Origin of the sequence: Bacillus cereus group sp. Bc031, from assembly GCF_027716265.1 — a bacterium.
Taxonomy (GTDB): Bacteria; Bacillota; Bacilli; order Bacillales; family Bacillaceae_G; genus Bacillus_A; species Bacillus_A paranthracis.
On sequence record NZ_JAQFUL010000091.1, the window covers coordinates 1 to 18,586 of the forward strand.

Sequence of the window (18,586 nt, forward strand, 5' to 3'; positions counted from 1 at the left end):
CCGTGGTGTAGTGGTTAACATGCCTGCCTGTCACGCAGGAGATCGCCGGTTCGACCCCGGTCGGGACCGCCATTTTATATAAAGAAAAGAACGAAACATGTTGTTTCGTATTTTTTTATTTGTTTTAACAAAAAACTAATAAAGACAGTCAAACTATCCTTAGGAAAACTCCTAAGGACTTTTTTATATATTCAAAACCTGTATAATAAATAGCAGAGAACATTGTGAGTAAAGTAGGTGAAGTCTGTGAGTAAATATGAAATAACAACAAAATCATCTGAGGAAACACAAAGATTATCAGAAAAACTTGGTGAACTTGCTCAGGCACAAGATGTAATTATTTTAGAAGGAGATCTAGGGGCTGGTAAGACGACTTTTACAAAGGGACTAGCAAAAGGTCTTGGAGTGAAAAGAGTTGTAAATAGTCCTACCTTTAATATTATTAAAGAATATAAAGGGAGATTACCGCTATATCATATGGACGTGTATCGCTTAGCTGAAAGTGAAGAAGACTTAGGTTTTGATGAGTATTTCTACGGTGAAGGAATTACGGTAGTAGAATGGGCTCATTTAATAGAAGCATATTTACCAAATGAGAAGCTACAAATTAGTTTATTCCATGCTGGAGATGACACAAGAAACATTGTACTCGAGCCAATTGGAGATCGCTATATTAGATTATGTGAGGAGCTATTACAAGATGAAAGTACTAGCAATTGATACTTCAAATTATGTAATGGGTGTATCCCTTATTGAAGAAGGAAACGTAATTGGGGAAATCATTACAAATTTAACAAAAAATCATTCTGTGCGTCTTATGCCAGCTGTAGAACAACTGTTAAAAGAATGCGGTGTAAAACCAAAAGAATTAACTAAAATAGTTGTAGCTGCTGGACCAGGATCATATACAGGTGTTCGTATAGGTGTGACAGCTGCCAAAACATTAGCTTGGTCACTTCAAATACCAATTGTGGGTGTATCAAGTTTAGAAGTAGTGGCTGCAAACGGAGCTAATTTTGATGGATTAATCTGTCCTTTATTCGATGGAAGACGTGGACAAATTTATACGGGCTTATATACATATGAAGGAGAGGATTTAACTTCTATAGAGGAAGACCGAATCATCCTTATTGTAGACTGGTTGCAAATGTTAAAAGATAAAGGAAAGCCTGTTTTATTTATTGGTAACGATGTGAAACTACACAAAGAAACAATTATTGAACATTTAGGCAATCAAGCTGTCTTTGCTCCTTTCACTAAAAATAACCCAAGACCAAGTGAGCTAGCGTTCTTAGGATTACAAAAAGAAGAACAAGATGTACATTCATTTGTTCCTAGTTACCTTCGTTTAGCTGAAGCTGAAACAAAGTGGTTAGAAAGTCAAAACAAGTAGGAGCTTGCAGAGGATGGATATGATATTTAGAAAGATGGAACTTGACGATATTGCTCAAATTGTAGCCATTGAAGAAGCATCTTTTTCAACTCCTTGGACTGCAGATGCCTTTCACCGTGAGTTAACGATGAATGAACATGCACATTATGTTGTGCTAGAAAAAGATGGTCGTGTAATTGGGTATTGTGGATTGTGGATAATTATTGATGAATCGCATATAACAAATATAGCTATTTTGCCAGAATACAGAGGTCAAAAGCTAGGAGATGCTTTATTAAAAGAAGTTATTTCCGAAGCGAAAACTCTAGGTGTAAAAACGATGACACTTGAAGTACGTGTATCAAATGAAGTAGCAAAACAGTTATACAGAAAATACGGATTTCAAAATGGTGGAATTCGTAAACGATACTATGCAGACAATCAGGAAGATGGTCTCGTAATGTGGGTGAATATATAATGGAAAAAAATACGATGATACTTGGTATTGAAACAAGTTGTGATGAAACAGCAGTAGCGGTTGTTAAAAATGGAACGGAAATTATTGCAAATGTTGTTGCATCACAAATTGAAAGTCATAAACGTTTTGGCGGAGTTGTACCAGAGATTGCGTCCCGTCATCATGTAGAAGAAATTACAGTTGTATTAGAAGAAGCGTTAAAAGAAGCGAATATCACATTTGATGATATTGATGCAATTGCTGTCACAGAAGGACCTGGTTTAGTAGGAGCGCTTCTAATAGGGGTGAACGCAGCGAAAGCAGTGGCATTTGCACATGATATCCCCCTAGTTGGTGTTCATCATATCGCTGGCCACATTTATGCGAACCGCTTAGTAAAAGAAGTTCAATTCCCATTACTATCACTTGTTGTCTCTGGTGGGCATACAGAGCTTGTTTATATGAAAGAACATGGTTCATTTGAAGTAATTGGTGAAACGCGAGATGATGCAGCAGGAGAGGCATATGATAAAGTAGCTCGTACGTTATCTATGCCATATCCAGGTGGTCCTCATATTGATCGACTTGCACATGAAGGAGAACCAACAATTGATTTACCTCGTGCATGGCTAGAACCGGATTCGTATGATTTCAGTTTTAGCGGATTGAAATCAGCAGTTATCAACACTGTGCATAACGCAAAACAACGCGGGATAGAAATTGCACCGGAAGATTTAGCAGCAAGTTTCCAAGAGAGTGTAATTGACGTATTAGTAACGAAAGCATCTCGTGCAGCGGATGCTTATAACGTAAAGCAAGTGCTTCTTGCTGGTGGAGTAGCTGCGAATAAAGGACTGCGTGCACGTTTAGAAGCGGAATTTGCACAAAAAGAAAATGTAGAGCTAATTATTCCTCCTCTATCTTTATGTACAGATAATGCAGCAATGATTGCAGCGGCAGGTACAATTGCATATGAACAAGGAAAACGTGCTACATTAGCTTTAAATGCAAATCCAGGATTAGATATTGAAGCATAGTTATGCACAAAATTAACCACAGCTTGTGGATAAAACCCATATTATCTGTTGATAATATGGGTTTTATTGTGTATATAAAATGTTGATAACTTTTTCGTTGATTGTGGATAATGTGGAAAAGTTATTTTGTTGTTTATTTTATAAAGGTGGATATGTGTATAAGGTTGTGGATAAAATAGGTGAAGTCTGACCTTTAGATGTATTTTTCTCGGGAAATAAAAAACAAGAAGATATCTTTAAAAAACATTTTGAAATATGCTCTTATTAGAGGAGTCGCTAATATTGTCAAACTTTGTCGTTGAAACGATGCCTCATGTCGAATATTTTATACAATATGACGTTAATTCAAACTAGAAGATAAAAAGGATGCCGCATAGTCTAAAATCCCGACTTATGAGACATCCCTCTTATTTAAGACTCTTATAAATGTAATTCTTCCCATTCTGCCATACAAGCATCAAGTTGCTCTTGTAGTGTTTGCTTTTTCGTTGTAATTTCACTAGCCTTTTCATAATCTGCATATATTTCTGGTAAGCAAAGTTGATCTTCTAACGTAGCAATTTCCTCTTCAAATTGTACAATGTTTTGTTCTAGTTCCTCAATTTTTCGAGTACGTTGACGCTCCAACTTTTTGCGCTCTTTTTCTTCGAGATAATTTAATTTTTCTGGAGCTACAGTTTTTTGAACAGGAGCATGATTTTCTTGCTGCTCTTGTTGTTCAAACTCAGCACGTTCGATCATCTCATTTTTCTTTTCAACGTAGTAATCGTAATCCCCTAAATATTCCTGTGCACCTTCTGTTGATAACTCAACAACGGTCGTCGTTACACGATTAATAAAGTAGCGGTCATGAGATACAAAGAGAAGGGTACCAGGATAATCAATTAAAGCATTCTCCAAAATCTCTTTACTATTTAAATCAAGATGGTTTGTAGGCTCATCGAGAATTAATAAATTCGATTTTTGCATCATAAGTTTGGCAAGAGCTAAACGAGCTTTTTGTCCACCGCTAAGAGAAGATACTGGCTTTAATACATCATCTCCTGTGAATAAGAAGTTACCTAATATCGTGCGAATTTCTTTTTCAGGTTGCAGTGGGTATTCATCCCATAGCTCATTTAAAACGCGCTTAGAAGATGTTAAATTAGCTTGTTCCTGATCATAATAACCAACAGAGACATTAGATCCGAAAGAAACCTCACCATGTAATAGTGGTAACTTATTCACAATGGATTTTAATAATGTGGATTTCCCAATTCCATTTGGACCAACTAAAGCAACACTATCTCCGCGTGTTAAGCGCATTGTTACATGTTCAATAATTGGATCCTTATCATAGCCGATAGTTGCGTCCTTTACTTGTAAAACATCATTTCCACTTTGTTTTTCAATATCGAAGTGGAAGGAAGCTGACTTAGAATCCCCTAATGGTCTTGTTAATAATTCCATACGGTCTAATTGTTTCCGACGACTTTGCGCACGTTTTGTCGTAGATGCACGAGCTATATTTTTTTGAACGAAGTCCTCTAGCTTAGCAATCTCATCTTGTTGTTTTTTATAACGTTTCATTTCTTGCTCGTATAGTGCTGATTTTAAGTCTAAATATTTACTGTAGTTACCAACAAATCGTCTACTTTCTTTATTCGAAATTTCATATACTTGTGTAACAAGTTTATCTAAGAAATAACGGTCATGGGAAACGATTAGTATTGCGCCAGGATAACCTTGTAAATATTGTTCAAGCCATGTTAATGTTTCGATGTCTAAATGGTTTGTAGGCTCGTCCAAAATAAGTAAGTCTGGTTTTGTTAATAATAATTTACCGAGAGCTAATCGTGTTTTTTGTCCACCGCTTAATGTCGAAATCCTCGTCTGGTGCGTTTCAACTGGGAAGCCAAGACCACTTAAAATCGAACGGATATCTGCTTCGTACTGATAGCCACCTTGATCTTTATAATCTAATTGTAATTGGTCATAATCAGCTAATAATCTTTCATATGTAGCCTCGTTTGAAAAGTTTTCTTCTTTTCCCATCTCTTGCTCTAGCCTTCGAAGTTTTGTCTCCATTTGCTGCAAGTGTGTAAAGACGGTTAACATTTCATCCCAAATTGTTAAAGATGTTTCTAAACCGGTATTTTGAGCTAAATATCCAATTGAGACATCTTTCGGCTTTATAATTTCTCCACCATCATGAGATAGCTCACCCACTATTATTTTTAATAATGTAGATTTTCCAGCGCCATTTCGTCCGACTAATGCGATACGATCTTTCGTTTGAACTTCTAATTTTATATTTGAAAGAATCGTTTCTGCACCGTATAATTTCGAAAGCGCGTTTACTTGTAATAAAATCAATGTTTTCACCTCAAATAATTTCTTAACTTTGCCATGTTTATATTTCTCAATCGTACTAAAAATAGTGTATAGTTTAAAATACAGAGAGAATACTTCTTCTTTCTATTATACAAGGAATTTAATAAGTGCTAAACTTCTGTATTTAATTAAAGCATATGAATAAAGATAGGAAGAGAGGAGAGGTTATATGGAGCAGCAGAAAATTCCACAAGCCACTGCTAAGAGATTGCCTCTATACTATCGATTTATCCAAAACTTATCTTTGTCTGGTAAGCAACGTGTTTCATCAGCCGAATTAAGTGAAGCGGTAAAGGTTGATTCCGCAACGATTCGAAGAGATTTCTCATACTTTGGAGCATTAGGGAAAAAAGGATATGGATATAACGTAAATTATTTATTATCATTTTTCCGTGAAACACTCGACCAAGATGATATAACACGTGTAGCGCTTATTGGAGTAGGTAATTTAGGGACCGCTTTCTTACATTATAATTTCACGAAAAACAATAATACAAAAATTGAAATGGCGTTTGATATTAGTGAAGAGAAAGTTGGAACAGAAATCGGAGGCATTCCTGTATATCACTTAGATGAATTAGAAGAACGTTTAACATCTGATATACAAGTGGCAATATTAACAGTACCCGCTACAGTAGCACAATCTGTAGCTGATAGATTGGCAGAAACAAACGTGCATGGTATTTTGAATTTCACACCAGCACGATTAAATGTGTCAGACAATATAAGAATTCATCATATTGATTTAGCAGTAGAGTTACAAACATTAGTTTACTTTTTGAAGAATTATCCACAATAAAACGCAGAGGAAGCGACCTCTGCGTTTTATTATTGTTTTTTCTTTGTGAATTTAACTAAGATGAGGCGAAGTGCCAAATTAAAATCAATCGTCGCCATAACTGCAAATAGTATTGTCCACATATTCCAAATTGTATCTGTTACATTCCTAATGGCTAGATGTGTAAAGATACATCCTAGAAGGAAGTACAATATAGCCATGAACAATGGTGAGTTTCTCATACTAAAAATCCTCCGATAAAGCCTTGCATTTTTTCAGCTTCTTTAATCATTTCTTGAATTTGTTCGTTACTCATTAAAACTTGGGCAACTGCAACTAATGTATTCATTGCAACATGAGCTGCAATTGGAACGATAATACGCTTCGTTTTTACATATAAGAAGGCGAATACGAGCCCCATAGCAGTGTATACCAATAAGTGAGTAAAATCAAAATGAATCGTCGCAAATACAAGGGAACTAATGATAGCGGCAATAAAGAAGTTAAACTTCTTATAAAGTGTACCAAATAAAATTTTTCTAAATACGATTTCTTCCAAAATAGGTCCTATTATAGAGATGACGATAAGGAACCAAGGTGTCGTTCTTGCGATATCCATAAGTCTCGCGGTATTTTCAGATCCAGGTTTAATACCTAATACATACATTTCAATCATACCAGCAATACTTTGCGAGAAAAATGCTAAGAAGAACCCGATAAAAATCCAACCAATCGTAGCTGGAACAGTAGAACGCTTTGTATCTAAATGTCTGTCGCGAATATCTGTTCTAAGTAACCAAAGTACGATACATAATGCAATAAAGAAGCTAATGATCGCCCAGTGACCAGTTATGAGTTGAAATTTCTCTTCCCTAGTGAATCCCCTGTTATCATAAAGCCCAGTTTTCAGAAGAAGTGGTAATCCAGCAATTGATGATAACTGCATTAAAATGTATGTAACGATAACCCACCAATATTGTTTTTTCAAATGGTTTAACCATCCTTTCTAACTCTAGTGTATGAGATAAGGTAGGATAACATGTAAATATGCTACCTACGATATAAACCTTACTTAAATTATGTTTTTTTTGTAAATCCTTATTTGAAATTATAATAGAAGACAGGAGAAAGTTGTGTGTGTAGCGAAAACAACTTAGGGTGTCCTTTCATATTGTAACATACGAGTAGTGGAAACAACGATTCATATAGTAAAGGTAGAAGAAGAGGAACTCTATATAGAAAAATTTATAGCGTAATTTGCGAAAAAATTATGATTTTTTTACTTGCAAAAGAAATTGAGATTATTTATTATTATAAGTGTGTTAGCACTCGGGTGACTTGAGTGCTAACAAATAAAATTTACATAACAAAATGAGGAGGTTATTGTTCATGCTAAAGCCATTAGGTGATCGCGTTGTAATTGAGCTTGTTCAAGCGGAAGAAAAAACAGCAAGTGGTATTGTATTACCAGACACAGCAAAAGAAAAACCACAAGAGGGTAAAGTTATTGCAGTAGGTACTGGTCGAGTGCTTGAAAATGGTGAGCGTGTTGCTTTAGAGGTAGCAGCAGGTGATCTTATCATCTTCTCAAAATATGCAGGTACTGAAGTGAAATATGAAGGTACAGACTACTTGATTTTACGTGAAAGTGACATTTTAGCAGTTATCGGTTAATTATATAAATCTTAAAAAATCCAAGGGGGTCAATTATTATGGCAAAAGATATTAAATTTAGTGAAGAAGCACGTCGTTCGATGCTTCGCGGTGTCGACACTCTTGCAAATGCAGTAAAAGTAACGCTTGGACCAAAAGGTCGTAACGTTGTTCTTGAGAAAAAATTCGGTTCACCACTTATTACAAATGACGGTGTAACAATCGCAAAAGAAATTGAATTAGAAGATGCATTCGAAAACATGGGTGCGAAATTAGTAGCAGAAGTTGCTAGCAAAACAAATGATGTAGCTGGTGACGGAACAACAACTGCAACTGTATTAGCACAAGCTATGATTCGTGAAGGTCTTAAAAACGTAACAGCTGGTGCGAACCCAATGGGTCTTCGTAAAGGTATCGAAAAAGCTGTAGTTGCTGCAGTAGAAGAATTAAAAACGATTTCTAAACCAATCGAAGGTAAATCTTCTATCGCACAAGTAGCTGCTATTTCTGCTGCTGACGAAGAAGTAGGTCAATTAATCGCTGAAGCAATGGAGCGCGTTGGTAACGACGGCGTTATTACTTTAGAAGAATCTAAAGGTTTCACAACAGAATTAGACGTAGTAGAAGGTATGCAATTTGATCGTGGATATGCATCTCCTTACATGATTACTGATTCTGACAAAATGGAAGCAGTTCTTGATAACCCATACATCTTAATCACTGACAAAAAGATTTCTAACATTCAAGAAATCTTACCAGTATTAGAGCAAGTGGTACAACAAGGTAAACCGCTTCTTATCATTGCTGAAGATGTAGAAGGCGAAGCGTTAGCTACATTAGTAGTGAACAAACTTCGTGGTACATTCAATGTAGTAGCTGTTAAAGCTCCTGGATTTGGTGACCGTCGTAAAGCAATGCTAGAAGATATCGCAATTTTAACTGGTGGCGAAGTAATCACTGAAGAATTAGGCCGTGACTTAAAATCTGCTACAGTTGAATCTTTAGGACGCGCTGGTAAAGTTGTTGTAACGAAAGAAAACACAACTGTAGTTGAAGGTGTAGGAAGCACAGAACAAATCGAAGCTCGCATCGGTCAAATCCGTGCGCAATTAGAAGAAACGACTTCTGAATTCGATCGTGAAAAATTACAAGAGCGTCTTGCAAAACTTGCAGGTGGCGTAGCAGTAATTAAAGTAGGTGCAGCAACTGAAACTGAGTTAAAAGAGCGCAAACTTCGCATTGAAGATGCACTTAACTCAACTCGTGCAGCAGTAGAAGAAGGTATCGTTGCAGGTGGTGGTACTTCACTTATGAACGTATACACGAAAGTAGCTTCTATCGTAGCTGAAGGCGACGAAGCAACAGGTATCAACATCGTACTTCGTGCACTAGAAGAGCCAGTTCGCCAAATCGCAATCAACGCTGGTCTAGAAGGATCTGTAGTTGTAGAGCGTCTAAAAGGCGAAAAAGTAGGCGTTGGTTTCAACGCAGCTACTGGCGAATGGGTTAACATGCTTGAAACTGGTATCGTAGATCCAGCTAAAGTAACTCGCTCTGCACTTCAAAACGCAGCATCTGTTGCAGCTATGTTCTTAACAACTGAAGCTGTAGTAGCTGACAAGCCAGAACCAAATGCACCAGCAATGCCTGACATGGGCGGCATGGGCATGGGCGGTATGGGCGGAATGATGGCGTGACACGTTTCTAACTGAAAAGGTTAGACTGATATGATGATTCAATCATAACAAGAACTAATAATCCGAAAAGTCAAATGATGGAGTAACGTCCTGAAGGGCTTTCCCTGATACTCCGATGTGCGATTTCAAGTTTAAGATTGAAATGGTGCAAAGCTCGGTAAAGTCGGCTGAGAGTAACCCCTAAATACTGAATTATTTTCAGTATAGGAAATGCGAACCAGAGGTGGTCGAGGTTATGATAGGTCGGGGGTCTATAAAATACCTATGATGAGAATGATTTTGTCTGACGAACAACCGAATGTACAGGTCTAAAAGATCGAGTTTCAGAAATGAAATTTATTCTACAAATGTAGAAGTGTGATAGGGATTAGTAAAACTGAGAGTTATGAAAGTCCTCTCATTATTATAGGTAGTGAAAATGGTCATGGTTAGAATTAACCCTAATAAGGTTATGACAAAGTTTCCGAATGAACGTGTCTACACCGCCAAATGATAGAAATGTCATTGCTAGAAATGGTTAGTGTTTGTGGGGTGATTAAACTTCATCGTGGTCAAAACCCTAATTTGTTACAGGCAAATTATACAAACAGGCACAAAGGAATCGACCTAAAACCATATATGAAACAGATAGGGTTATTGGAACGTGGGAAGCTGGTAATGTTGAGAGACTTAAAGCTCATTGAAGCAGTTGAAGGGAAAATCGAAAAAGGTATAACCTTCATTTATACCAGTGAAAGTAGTGGCAGTGTACTGTTAAAATCCCTGTAATGGGGATGGAGGGATAGCCACAAGTCGTAGGCTTGATTAAAGATAATTTAATTAAATAACATAATTTCTCTTATATTCACTATAAACGTAAGGTTCTGGTGAGACTAATAGAGGCTAAACCAACGTCATTCCTATAGGGGGTGACGTTGTAGCTTTCTGTAATAGAAAGTGAGGTGATGCCGACTTATGACTACACTTGATACATTTGATAGTTCTCGACTAACAGATGATATAAGATTAAAGAAACGTAATTTTCTCAGATACAACGAATACTATGGGACTCAAGAAACCTTTGATAATTTATATAATAGAAGTAGTAATGGACAAACGTTCAAGAATTTAATAAAGCACATCGCTGACAGGAAAAATATCCTCTTAGCGTATAGAACCATCAAATCTAATAGTGGTAGTACGACCCCTGGTGTAAATGGACATACCATACGGGATTGGAAAGAACGTTCCGCTGACGAATATGTTTCTTACATACAACGTCGGTTAAGGAATTATGTTCCTCACCCTGTCAAACGGGTGTTTATTCCGAAAGCGAATGGAAAACTGCGCCCTCTCGGCATACCTACCATTGAGGATAGACTGGTACAACAATGTATAAAGCAAGTATTAGAACCGATATGTGAAGCAAAATTTCATCCGTATAGCTTTGGCTTCCGTCCAAACCGCAGTACGGAACATGCGATTTCACACTTCTCCCGTTTAGTAAACGTGTCAAAACTACATTATGTAGTGGATATCGATATAAAAGGGTTCTTTGATAACGTGAATCATGGTAAATTGATGAAGCAATTGTGGACACTAGGAATTCGAGACAAAAACCTCTTGTGTGTAATTAGTAAACTGTTAAAAGCAGAAATTGTAGGTGAAGGAATACCGACCATGGGAACACCGCAAGGAGGCGTTTTATCCCCTCTTCTTTCCAACATCGTTTTAAACGAGCTGGATTGGTGGGTCAGTAACCAATGGGAAACCTTTAAAACACGAACTAATTACAAAACCACCAAAAAGAATGGTCACAAAGACACTTCTAGTAAATACAAAGCCTTAAGGAAAACACGACTCAAAGAATTCCATATAGTTAGATATGCGGATGATTTTAAACTGGTTTGCAGAGACCTTAAGACAGCGCGAATTATGTATCAAGCTACTAAAGCATGGTTGCAGGAACGATTAGGGTTGGAAATAAGTGAAGAGAAATCTAAAATCACTAAAATCACCCAATCTTCTTCTGAATTTCTTGGTTTGACTTTTAAGGCAAACAGAAAGAAAAATAAACATGTTTTACACTCCCGTATGTCTAAAAAGGCATTTATAAATTGTCAGAGAAAACTGACAGAACTTGTAAAAACCATTCAAAAACATCCGACACCGCAAAATGTAAATAAATATAACGCCGCAGTCTTAGGGATACAAAATTACTATAAGATAGCGACGCATGTAAATTTAGACATGACCAAGATAGGGTTTCTACTCTCACATACTATCCGAAGTAGGTTATCAATGATAATGGCAAAATCCGGTTGCGTTAGTAAAACTTACAAAAAGTTCTACAAAAATAACTTTAAAAGGATATTCGTGAAGAATGTTGCTTTGTTCCCTATCGGGGATGTACAACATAAATCGCCATTGGGGTTCAACCAAAAAATATGTCTATACACGGACATAGGGAGAAAACCTATTCACGATAACTTGAAAAACTTCGATATGGGGACATTACATTATTTAATGAAAAATCCTATACCTAATATGAGTGTAGAATATAATGATAATCGTTTATCATTATACATTGCACAATATGGTAAGTGTGGAGTGAGTGGAGAAGACTTATTTATCGGAGATATGGAATGTCATCACAAGACACCAAGGCAACACGGTGGTGATGATTCCTATAAGAATCTAATATACGTCAATACTAGAGTGCACAAATTGATTCATGCGACGGATGCCAACACTATAGCTAAATATATTAAGCTTCTTAGACTTGATGACCAAGCAATATTGAAACTAAATAAATTACGAATCTTAGTAGGAAATAGTGAAATAAGTTAAACATGTAACTACGATGGAACGCCGTATGAGGTGAAAGTCTCACGTACGGTGTGGAGCAGGGGAAAAGGTAGAGATGGCATCAAAGCCTTACCTATTGCTATTAATTCCGTTCGCGCTAAAAAACATCCATTTCTATATAGAAATGGATGTTTTTTTATGTTTTTTAGAAAAGGAAATGAATTTCTGTAGAATTTTGTCGCTTTCTCTCTTGACCATACCGACACTTCATTGTTAGAATCTAGGAAGATAATATAAAACGATCCTTCATATATCCTCAAAGATATGGTTTGAGAGTCTCTACCGGGTTACCGTAAACAACCTGACTATGAAGGCAGTGTGTCTTATATTTATAAAGAGCGGAGACTATCTTTCTTTATAAAGCCAGACCCCTGCCTTTTCTTTGTTATGAGACTAGAGGCGGAGGACTGGCTTTTTTTATTATATTGGTAATGCTTTTCGCCTAATTGGTGAAAATATTTATATACGAGAACTAACGTTGGGGTGATTACTTTGAAGAAGCAACACGATACAATTATCGTTTTAGATTTTGGAAGTCAATACAATCAGTTAATAGCACGTCGAATTCGTGAGTTCGGTGTATACAGTGAACTTCATCCGCATACAATTACTGCAGAAGAAATTAAAGAAATAAATCCAAAAGGGATTATTTTCTCTGGTGGACCAAATAGTGTATATGGTGAAGGTGCATTACATTGTGATGAAAAAATCTTTGACCTAGGATTACCGATCTTCGGTATTTGTTACGGTATGCAGCTTATGACACAAAAATTCGGTGGTAAAGTAGAACGTGCAAACCACCGTGAGTACGGAAAAGCGGTTCTTAAAGTAGAGAACGAATCAAAATTATATGCGAACCTTCCAGAAGAGCAAGTTGTATGGATGAGCCATGGCGACTTAGTAACTGGTTTACCTGAAGGATTCGTAGTAGACGCAACAAGTGAGTCTTGCCCAATTGCTGGTATGAGCAATGAAGCGAAAAACTTATACGGTGTACAATTCCACCCAGAAGTACGTCACTCTGAGCACGGTAACGATTTAATTAAAAACTTCGTATTCGGCGTATGTGGTTGTTCTGAAGGATGGAACATGGAGAACTTTATCGAAGTAGAATTAGAAAAAATTCGTGAAACTGTTGGAGACAAAAAAGTTCTATGCGCACTTAGTGGCGGTGTAGATTCTTCTGTTGTAGCAGTATTAATTCATAAAGCAATCGGCGATCAATTAACTTGTATCTTCGTTGAGCACGGCTTACTTCGTAAAGGCGAAGCAGAAGGCGTTATGAAAACATTTAGCGAAGGCTTCCATATGAACGTTATTAAAGTGGATGCAAAAGAACGCTTCATGAACAAGTTAAAAGGTGTAGAAGATCCAGAACAAAAACGTAAAATTATCGGTAACGAATTCATTTACGTATTTGATGATGAAGCTTCTAAGTTAGAAGGAATGGACTTCTTAGCACAAGGTACACTTTACACAGATATCGTTGAAAGTGGTACAGCAACTGCACAAACAATTAAATCTCACCATAACGTTGGTGGACTTCCAGAAGACATGCAGTTCAAATTAATTGAGCCTTTAAACACGTTATTTAAAGATGAAGTACGTGTATTAGGATCTGAACTAGGAATTCCTGATGAGATCGTATGGCGTCAACCATTTCCAGGCCCTGGTCTTGGTATTCGTGTACTAGGTGAAATCACAGAAGAGAAATTAGAAATTGTTCGTGAATCTGATGCGATTTTACGTGAAGAAATTATTAAAGCTGGCTTAGATCGCGAAATCTGGCAATACTTCACTGCGCTTCCTGGTATGCGTAGCGTAGGTGTTATGGGTGACGAGCGTACTTACGATTACACAGTAGGTATCCGCGCGGTAACATCTATCGACGGTATGACAGCTGATTGGGCACGTATCCCTTGGGACGTGTTAGAGAAAATCTCTGTACGTATCGTAAACGAAGTGAAACACGTTAACCGTATCGTGTATGATGTAACGAGTAAGCCACCAGCAACGATTGAGTGGGAATAGTATTTATAAAAAGGTCCATCTATTACTTATGTATAGATGGACCTTTTTGTTTTAGGATTAATACGAACGAAATTATAAATGTTTATAAAAATGTTCGTTTTTAAATTGACAAAACTACTTCGTCGAGTTAATATGAGTATGTAATTCAAACGAAAAGTGAATATTATGCCGTCGTATAATATCGGGGATATGGCCCGAAAGTTTCTACCTAGCTACCGTAAATGGCTTGACTACGAGGCGTTTTTATAAAGGTGAGGGGGAATCTTATCTTTATTCATAGAACGCTTCCATGTATATGCAATGGAAGCCTTTTTTATTTTTAATAAATAAAAGAGGGCTAGGGGAATTACGGCGAGTAATCATATAACGGGGGAAACGTAAGATGAAACGCTATTTTCAGTTTGATGAACTCGGCACGAATTATAAAACAGAGTTCATAGCAGGTCTAACGACATTTTTATCTATGGCGTATGTGCTATTTGTCAATCCTGCTACGCTGTCACTTGGGAATGTTAAAGGGTTACCAGCAGGTACAGGAATGGATCCAGGTGCAGTATTCGTTGCTACAGCATTAGCAGCAGCGATCGGTTCGTTAATTATGGGGATTTTCGCGAAGTATCCGATTGCTTTGGCGCCGGGTATGGGAATTAACGCGTTCTTTGCTTATACAGCAGTGTTAACGATGGGTATTCCGTGGCAAACAGCAATTGCTGGAACGTTAATGTCAGGTATTATCTTTATTATTCTTACAGCTTCAGGTATTCGTGAAAAAATCATTAATGCAATTCCATCAGAGTTAAAGTTTGCAGTAGCGGCAGGTATCGGATTATTCATTGCTTTCCTTGGATTCCAAAATGCTGGAATTATCGTGAAAAATGATGCTGTTCTTGTTGGGTTGGGGGACTTAACAAAGGGCACAACGTTACTAGCAATTTTCGGAGTTGTTACGACCATTATCTTCATGATTAAGAAAGTTAATGGTGCAGTATTTTACGGTATGATTCTTACGGCAATCTTAGGAGTAGCAACCGGATTAATTGATACTCCGAAAGCGGTAGTGGGAGCAATACCGAGTCTAGAACCAACGTTCGGTGCAGCATTAACGCACTTCGGAGATATTTTCACTGTTCAAATGGGGATTGTTATTATAACGTTCTTCTTTATCGATTTCTTTGATACAGCAGGTACACTTGTAGCGGTTGCGAATCAAGCGGGATTAATGAAGAACAATAAATTACCACGTGCAGGAAAAGCATTATTTGCAGATGCAATTGCAACTGTAATTGGTGCGATCTTAGGTACATCAACAACAACGTCTTATATTGAATCTTCTGCAGGGGTAGCAGCGGGTGGACGTTCTGGATTTACAGCAGTTGTAACGGCAGGATTCTTCTTACTGGCACTATTCTTCTCGCCATTATTAAGTGTTGTAACACCAGCTGTAACGGCACCAGCTTTAATTATTGTAGGGATCTTGATGGTTTCATCTTTAGGAGAAATTGATTGGAAGAAATTCGAGATTGCAGTACCAGCATTCTTTACTATCATTTCAATGCCACTTACGTATAGTATCGCAACAGGAATTGCAATCGGGTTTATCTTCTATCCAATTACAATGGTAGTAAGTGGTCGACGTAAAGAGATTCATCCAATTATGTATGTTATGGGAGTTTTATTCGTACTATATTTCATCTACGTTCGTAAATAAAAGGGGTTTTTGAAAGGTCTAGACTTAAGGGGAGTCTAGATCTTTTTTGCGTCTTCAGAAAATCTTAAGGATTTCCGAGCGTTTTTCTTCAGAAGTTTTCCTATAATAGAAGTTAGGGATTAAAAAAGTGATGGGGGAGATATTGTGGCAAATGAAACGATACTTGTCGTAGATGATGAAAAAGAAATTAGGAATCTTATTACAATCTATTTAAAGAATGAAGGATATAAAGTATTGCAAGCAGGGGACGGCGAAGAAGGATTACGTTTACTAGAAGAAAACGAAGTACATCTAGTCGTATTAGATATTATGATGCCGAAAGTAGACGGCATTCATATGTGTATGAAAGTAAGGGAAGAAAAAGAAATGCCAATTATTATGCTTTCCGCGAAAACGCAAGATATGGATAAGATTTTAGGGTTAACAACAGGGGCAGATGATTATGTAACGAAGCCATTTAATCCGTTAGAGTTAATCGCAAGAATTAAATCTCAGTTACGCCGTTATATGAAAATGAATGGTTTTTCTATTCAAAATGAGGACGAGCTAGAAATTGGAGAGATGAAAATCAACATCTCGACCCATAAAGTTATTGTAGAGGGAGAAGAAGTGAAACTGACCCCGAGGGAATTTTCAATTCTAGAATTACTAGCCCGTAATCCGGGAATGGTCTTTAGTGCAGAGCAAATTTATGAAAAGGTTTGGAACGAACGATCTTTCCAGTCTGATAATACTGTAATGGTGCATATTCGAAAAGTACGTGAAAAGATTGAGGAGAATCCAAGGAAGCCTAGATATATAAAAACGGTATGGGGAGTGGGGTATAAGATTGAAAAAGATATTTAATCCATTCGCTTATATTAGGAAAGTAAGACAATTAATTGAGAAATTAGTAAAGAGCGTACGAAAGAGTATAAGAATTCAACTGATTACTACTTTTGCTGCTTGTGCGTTATTAGGAGTTTTTTTTGCAAAGGGAGCTGCGCCATTTTTTGAGAATGCGAATCGTAAAGCGACTGTCGATTATCGGTCTGGTATGCAACAAATTAATTATCAAGCTCAAAGAGCAGCAAATAGTTCGGTGCATGAAAATAAATTAGAAGCTATATCCAATATGATCGAAACGGAGAATCAAAATTTAGAGCGAGGAAATAGAGCTTTAAAAATATTGGTTACTGATGAAAGTGGTAAAGTTGTATATAAAACGAAGCAGGCACAAGAAGAGCAAATCGATCTGCATAATACGATTCGTAATGCAGCATCATTTGCGATTAACTATTCAAATGGTCAAGATATATTTGAAAATACGAGAAAAGAATTTATAGCTTTTTCACCTATTACAATAGAAGATAAGAATTTATATATGTTCGTTAGTGGAATTCCGGATGGTGTAGTAATGTATGATACGCAAGAAGGCCCATTCCCATTTTTAATTGGTGTACTCGTATTCATTTTCTCTTTCTTCTATATAACAAAGAGAAAGATGAAACAAATTGAAGCGATGGCAGAAGGTGTAAAGGAAATAGAAAAAGGCAACTTAGCGTACCGTATTGAGAAGAAAGGTGAAGATGAGATTGCGTCTTTAACTGAGAATATTAATAATATGGCGGAAGAGCTTATGAATAATATAGAAAAGGAACGTAGATTAGAGAAGCAAAAGAATGAGCTTATTACGAATGTATCTCACGATTTACGTACACCACTGACTTCTATTATGGGTTACTTGCGATTACTTCGAGATTCTAAATATGAAAATAAAGAACAATATGATGAGTATACAAGAATTGCTTTTGCTAAATCGGAGCAGTTAAAGAATTTAATAGAAGATTTATTTGAGTATACGAAGTTAACGAATGAACAAGTTATATTAGAAAAACAAGAAGTATGTATAAATGAGTTATTGGAGCAATTAATAGAAGAGTTAGTACCGCAGGCGGAAGAGCATGGACTTACGTTCGTTAAGAAGTTTCCTGAAGAACGTGCCTATGCAGCGATTGATTCGGAAAAGATGGTTCGTGTATTTGATAATTTATTAATGAACGCGATTAAGTATAGTAAAGATGATGGGGAGATAAAAGTTTCTCTTCAAAGGCAGCGACGGGATATACAAATTGTAATTGCGAATCATAGTGAAGTGTTTACGAGAGAAGAGTTAGCGAGTTTGTTTGAACGTTTTTATAAGAAAGATCAATCTAGAAGTAGAGTAACAGAAGGATCGGGTCTTGGATTGGCGATTGCGAAAAGTATTGTTGAATTACAAGGTGGTAGTATTCGAGCTGAATATGAGGATGGTGTTATTCAGTTTATCGTCTCGTTACCAATTATAGAAAAATAATAAACGAATAGAATGGTATATGATAAAAAGGCTTATTTTAAAAGAAATAAGTCTTTTTATATTTTTTTAGAAAAACATATTGACGATTAGAGATTAGAGGTGTAATATTATACGAGTCGCTGATGACAACAACGTTGAAAGCGACAAACGAAATAAAAAACTTAGTTGACATTGAAAGATGAAGATGTTAATATAAGGAAGTCGCAAATGAGCGGCCAAGTAGTTCTTTGAAAACTGAACGAAACAAACAACGTGAAACGTCAATTTTTATTTTAGATGCTAGACAAACTAACTTTAT

General features: G+C 36.7%; 15 protein-coding genes and 2 riboswitches. Of the genes, 12 read left to right on the forward strand and 3 right to left on the reverse strand.

The window, feature by feature from the left end:
• Positions 1–246: 246 nt before the first annotated feature.
• From tsaE to tsaD, 4 genes are read left to right on the forward strand one after another with little or no spacing between them, the layout of a single operon-like run.
• A complete protein-coding gene (tsaE, locus tag PDQ33_RS24270; RefSeq protein WP_000049631.1) occupies positions 247–720 on the forward strand; it encodes a tRNA (adenosine(37)-N6)-threonylcarbamoyltransferase complex ATPase subunit type 1 TsaE in 474 nt (157 codons plus the stop codon).
• Positions 701–1,393, forward strand: coding sequence for a tRNA (adenosine(37)-N6)-threonylcarbamoyltransferase complex dimerization subunit type 1 TsaB (gene tsaB, locus PDQ33_RS24275; RefSeq protein ID WP_000865758.1), 693 nt, complete (start codon positions 701–703; stop codon positions 1,391–1,393). Before tsaE ends, tsaB begins: the two co-directional genes overlap by 20 nt.
• Positions 1,394–1,406: 13 nt before the next feature.
• A complete protein-coding gene (gene rimI / locus PDQ33_RS24280; protein WP_000367197.1) occupies positions 1,407–1,850 on the forward strand; it encodes a ribosomal protein S18-alanine N-acetyltransferase in 444 nt (147 codons plus the stop codon).
• The gene (tsaD, locus tag PDQ33_RS24285) at positions 1,850–2,866 is read left to right on the forward strand and encodes a tRNA (adenosine(37)-N6)-threonylcarbamoyltransferase complex transferase subunit TsaD (protein ID WP_061130428.1); all 1,017 of its coding nucleotides are present in this window, start codon (positions 1,850–1,852) and stop codon (positions 2,864–2,866) included. The genes rimI and tsaD overlap by 1 nt, the downstream gene beginning before the upstream one ends.
• 420 nt (positions 2,867–3,286) lie before the next feature.
• Here the strand turns inward: tsaD and abc-f are convergent, their stop codons facing one another.
• The gene (gene abc-f, locus PDQ33_RS24290) at positions 3,287–5,221 is read right to left on the reverse strand and encodes a ribosomal protection-like ABC-F family protein (protein ID WP_270756752.1); all 1,935 of its coding nucleotides are present in this window, start codon (positions 5,219–5,221) and stop codon (positions 3,287–3,289) included.
• Between the two features lie 187 nt (positions 5,222–5,408).
• Between abc-f and PDQ33_RS24295 the strand changes: the two genes are divergently transcribed.
• Complete coding sequence (locus PDQ33_RS24295; RefSeq protein ID WP_061130426.1) at positions 5,409–6,038, forward strand: redox-sensing transcriptional repressor Rex; 630 nt, start codon at positions 5,409–5,411, stop codon at positions 6,036–6,038.
• Positions 6,039–6,067: 29 nt separating this feature from the next.
• Here PDQ33_RS24295 and PDQ33_RS24300 read toward each other — a convergent pair whose 3' ends face one another.
• Together PDQ33_RS24300 and PDQ33_RS24305 are read right to left on the reverse strand one after the other, a co-directional pair.
• Positions 6,068–6,259, reverse strand: a complete 192-nt coding sequence (locus tag PDQ33_RS24300; RefSeq protein ID WP_001246207.1) for a YdiK family protein — start codon at positions 6,257–6,259, stop codon at positions 6,068–6,070.
• Positions 6,256–7,005 carry a CPBP family intramembrane glutamic endopeptidase gene (locus PDQ33_RS24305; RefSeq protein WP_061130425.1) on the reverse strand — a complete coding sequence of 250 codons (750 nt, stop codon included), beginning with the start codon at positions 7,003–7,005 and terminating at the stop codon, positions 6,256–6,258. The genes PDQ33_RS24300 and PDQ33_RS24305 overlap by 4 nt, the downstream gene beginning before the upstream one ends.
• 401 nt (positions 7,006–7,406) lie before the next feature.
• Here PDQ33_RS24305 and groES point away from each other — a divergent pair, with 401 nt between their 5' ends.
• The 7 genes from groES (at position 7,407) to ampS (ending at position 18,288) form a co-directional block, all read left to right on the forward strand.
• Entirely contained in the window at positions 7,407–7,691 is a 285-nt protein-coding gene (gene groES, locus PDQ33_RS24310) for a co-chaperone GroES (protein WP_000917306.1), read from the forward strand.
• Between the two features lie 38 nt (positions 7,692–7,729).
• Complete coding sequence (gene groL, locus PDQ33_RS24315) at positions 7,730–9,367, forward strand: chaperonin GroEL (RefSeq protein WP_057527120.1); 1,638 nt, start codon at positions 7,730–7,732, stop codon at positions 9,365–9,367.
• A gap of 954 nt (positions 9,368–10,321) precedes the next feature.
• Positions 10,322–12,196 carry a group II intron reverse transcriptase/maturase gene (ltrA, locus tag PDQ33_RS24320; protein WP_270756753.1) on the forward strand — a complete coding sequence of 625 codons (1,875 nt, stop codon included), beginning with the start codon at positions 10,322–10,324 and terminating at the stop codon, positions 12,194–12,196.
• Between the two features lie 244 nt (positions 12,197–12,440).
• Positions 12,441–12,542, forward strand: a riboswitch (purine riboswitch).
• A gap of 164 nt (positions 12,543–12,706) precedes the next feature.
• On the forward strand, positions 12,707–14,245 hold the full coding sequence (guaA, locus tag PDQ33_RS24325) for a glutamine-hydrolyzing GMP synthase (protein ID WP_270756754.1): 1,539 nt from the start codon (positions 12,707–12,709) through the stop codon (positions 14,243–14,245).
• Positions 14,246–14,396: 151 nt separating this feature from the next.
• A riboswitch (purine riboswitch) is annotated at positions 14,397–14,498 on the forward strand.
• 129 nt (positions 14,499–14,627) lie between these two features.
• Positions 14,628–15,953 carry an NCS2 family permease gene (locus tag PDQ33_RS24330; RefSeq protein WP_000833093.1) on the forward strand — a complete coding sequence of 442 codons (1,326 nt, stop codon included), beginning with the start codon at positions 14,628–14,630 and terminating at the stop codon, positions 15,951–15,953.
• A 144-nt stretch (positions 15,954–16,097) separates the two neighbouring features.
• Positions 16,098–16,799, forward strand: coding sequence for a response regulator transcription factor (locus tag PDQ33_RS24335; RefSeq protein WP_001262954.1), 702 nt, complete (start codon positions 16,098–16,100; stop codon positions 16,797–16,799).
• Positions 16,783–18,288, forward strand: coding sequence for an aminopeptidase AmpS (gene ampS, locus PDQ33_RS24340; protein ID WP_270756755.1), 1,506 nt, complete (start codon positions 16,783–16,785; stop codon positions 18,286–18,288). The genes PDQ33_RS24335 and ampS overlap by 17 nt, the downstream gene beginning before the upstream one ends.
• The last annotated feature ends 298 nt before the right edge of the window (positions 18,289–18,586 follow it).

What these genes read in the sequence shown, in the direction of transcription:
- tsaD (WP_061130428.1), top strand. Translation starts at nt 1,850, where the DNA reads ATGGAAAAAAATACGATGATACTTGGTATTGAAACAAGTTGTGATGAA.
- ltrA (WP_270756753.1), top strand. Translation starts at nt 10,322, where the DNA reads ATGACTACACTTGATACATTTGATAGTTCTCGACTAACAGATGATATA.
- rimI (WP_000367197.1), top strand. Translation starts at nt 1,407, where the DNA reads ATGGATATGATATTTAGAAAGATGGAACTTGACGATATTGCTCAAATT.
- tsaB (WP_000865758.1), top strand. Translation starts at nt 701, where the DNA reads ATGAAAGTACTAGCAATTGATACTTCAAATTATGTAATGGGTGTATCC.
- groES (WP_000917306.1), top strand. Translation starts at nt 7,407, where the DNA reads ATGCTAAAGCCATTAGGTGATCGCGTTGTAATTGAGCTTGTTCAAGCG.
- PDQ33_RS24330 (WP_000833093.1), top strand. Translation starts at nt 14,628, where the DNA reads ATGAAACGCTATTTTCAGTTTGATGAACTCGGCACGAATTATAAAACA.
- PDQ33_RS24295 (WP_061130426.1), top strand. Translation starts at nt 5,409, where the DNA reads ATGGAGCAGCAGAAAATTCCACAAGCCACTGCTAAGAGATTGCCTCTA.
- PDQ33_RS24300 (WP_001246207.1), bottom strand. Translation starts at nt 6,259, where the DNA reads ATGAGAAACTCACCATTGTTCATGGCTATATTGTACTTCCTTCTAGGA.
- groL (WP_057527120.1), top strand. Translation starts at nt 7,730, where the DNA reads ATGGCAAAAGATATTAAATTTAGTGAAGAAGCACGTCGTTCGATGCTT.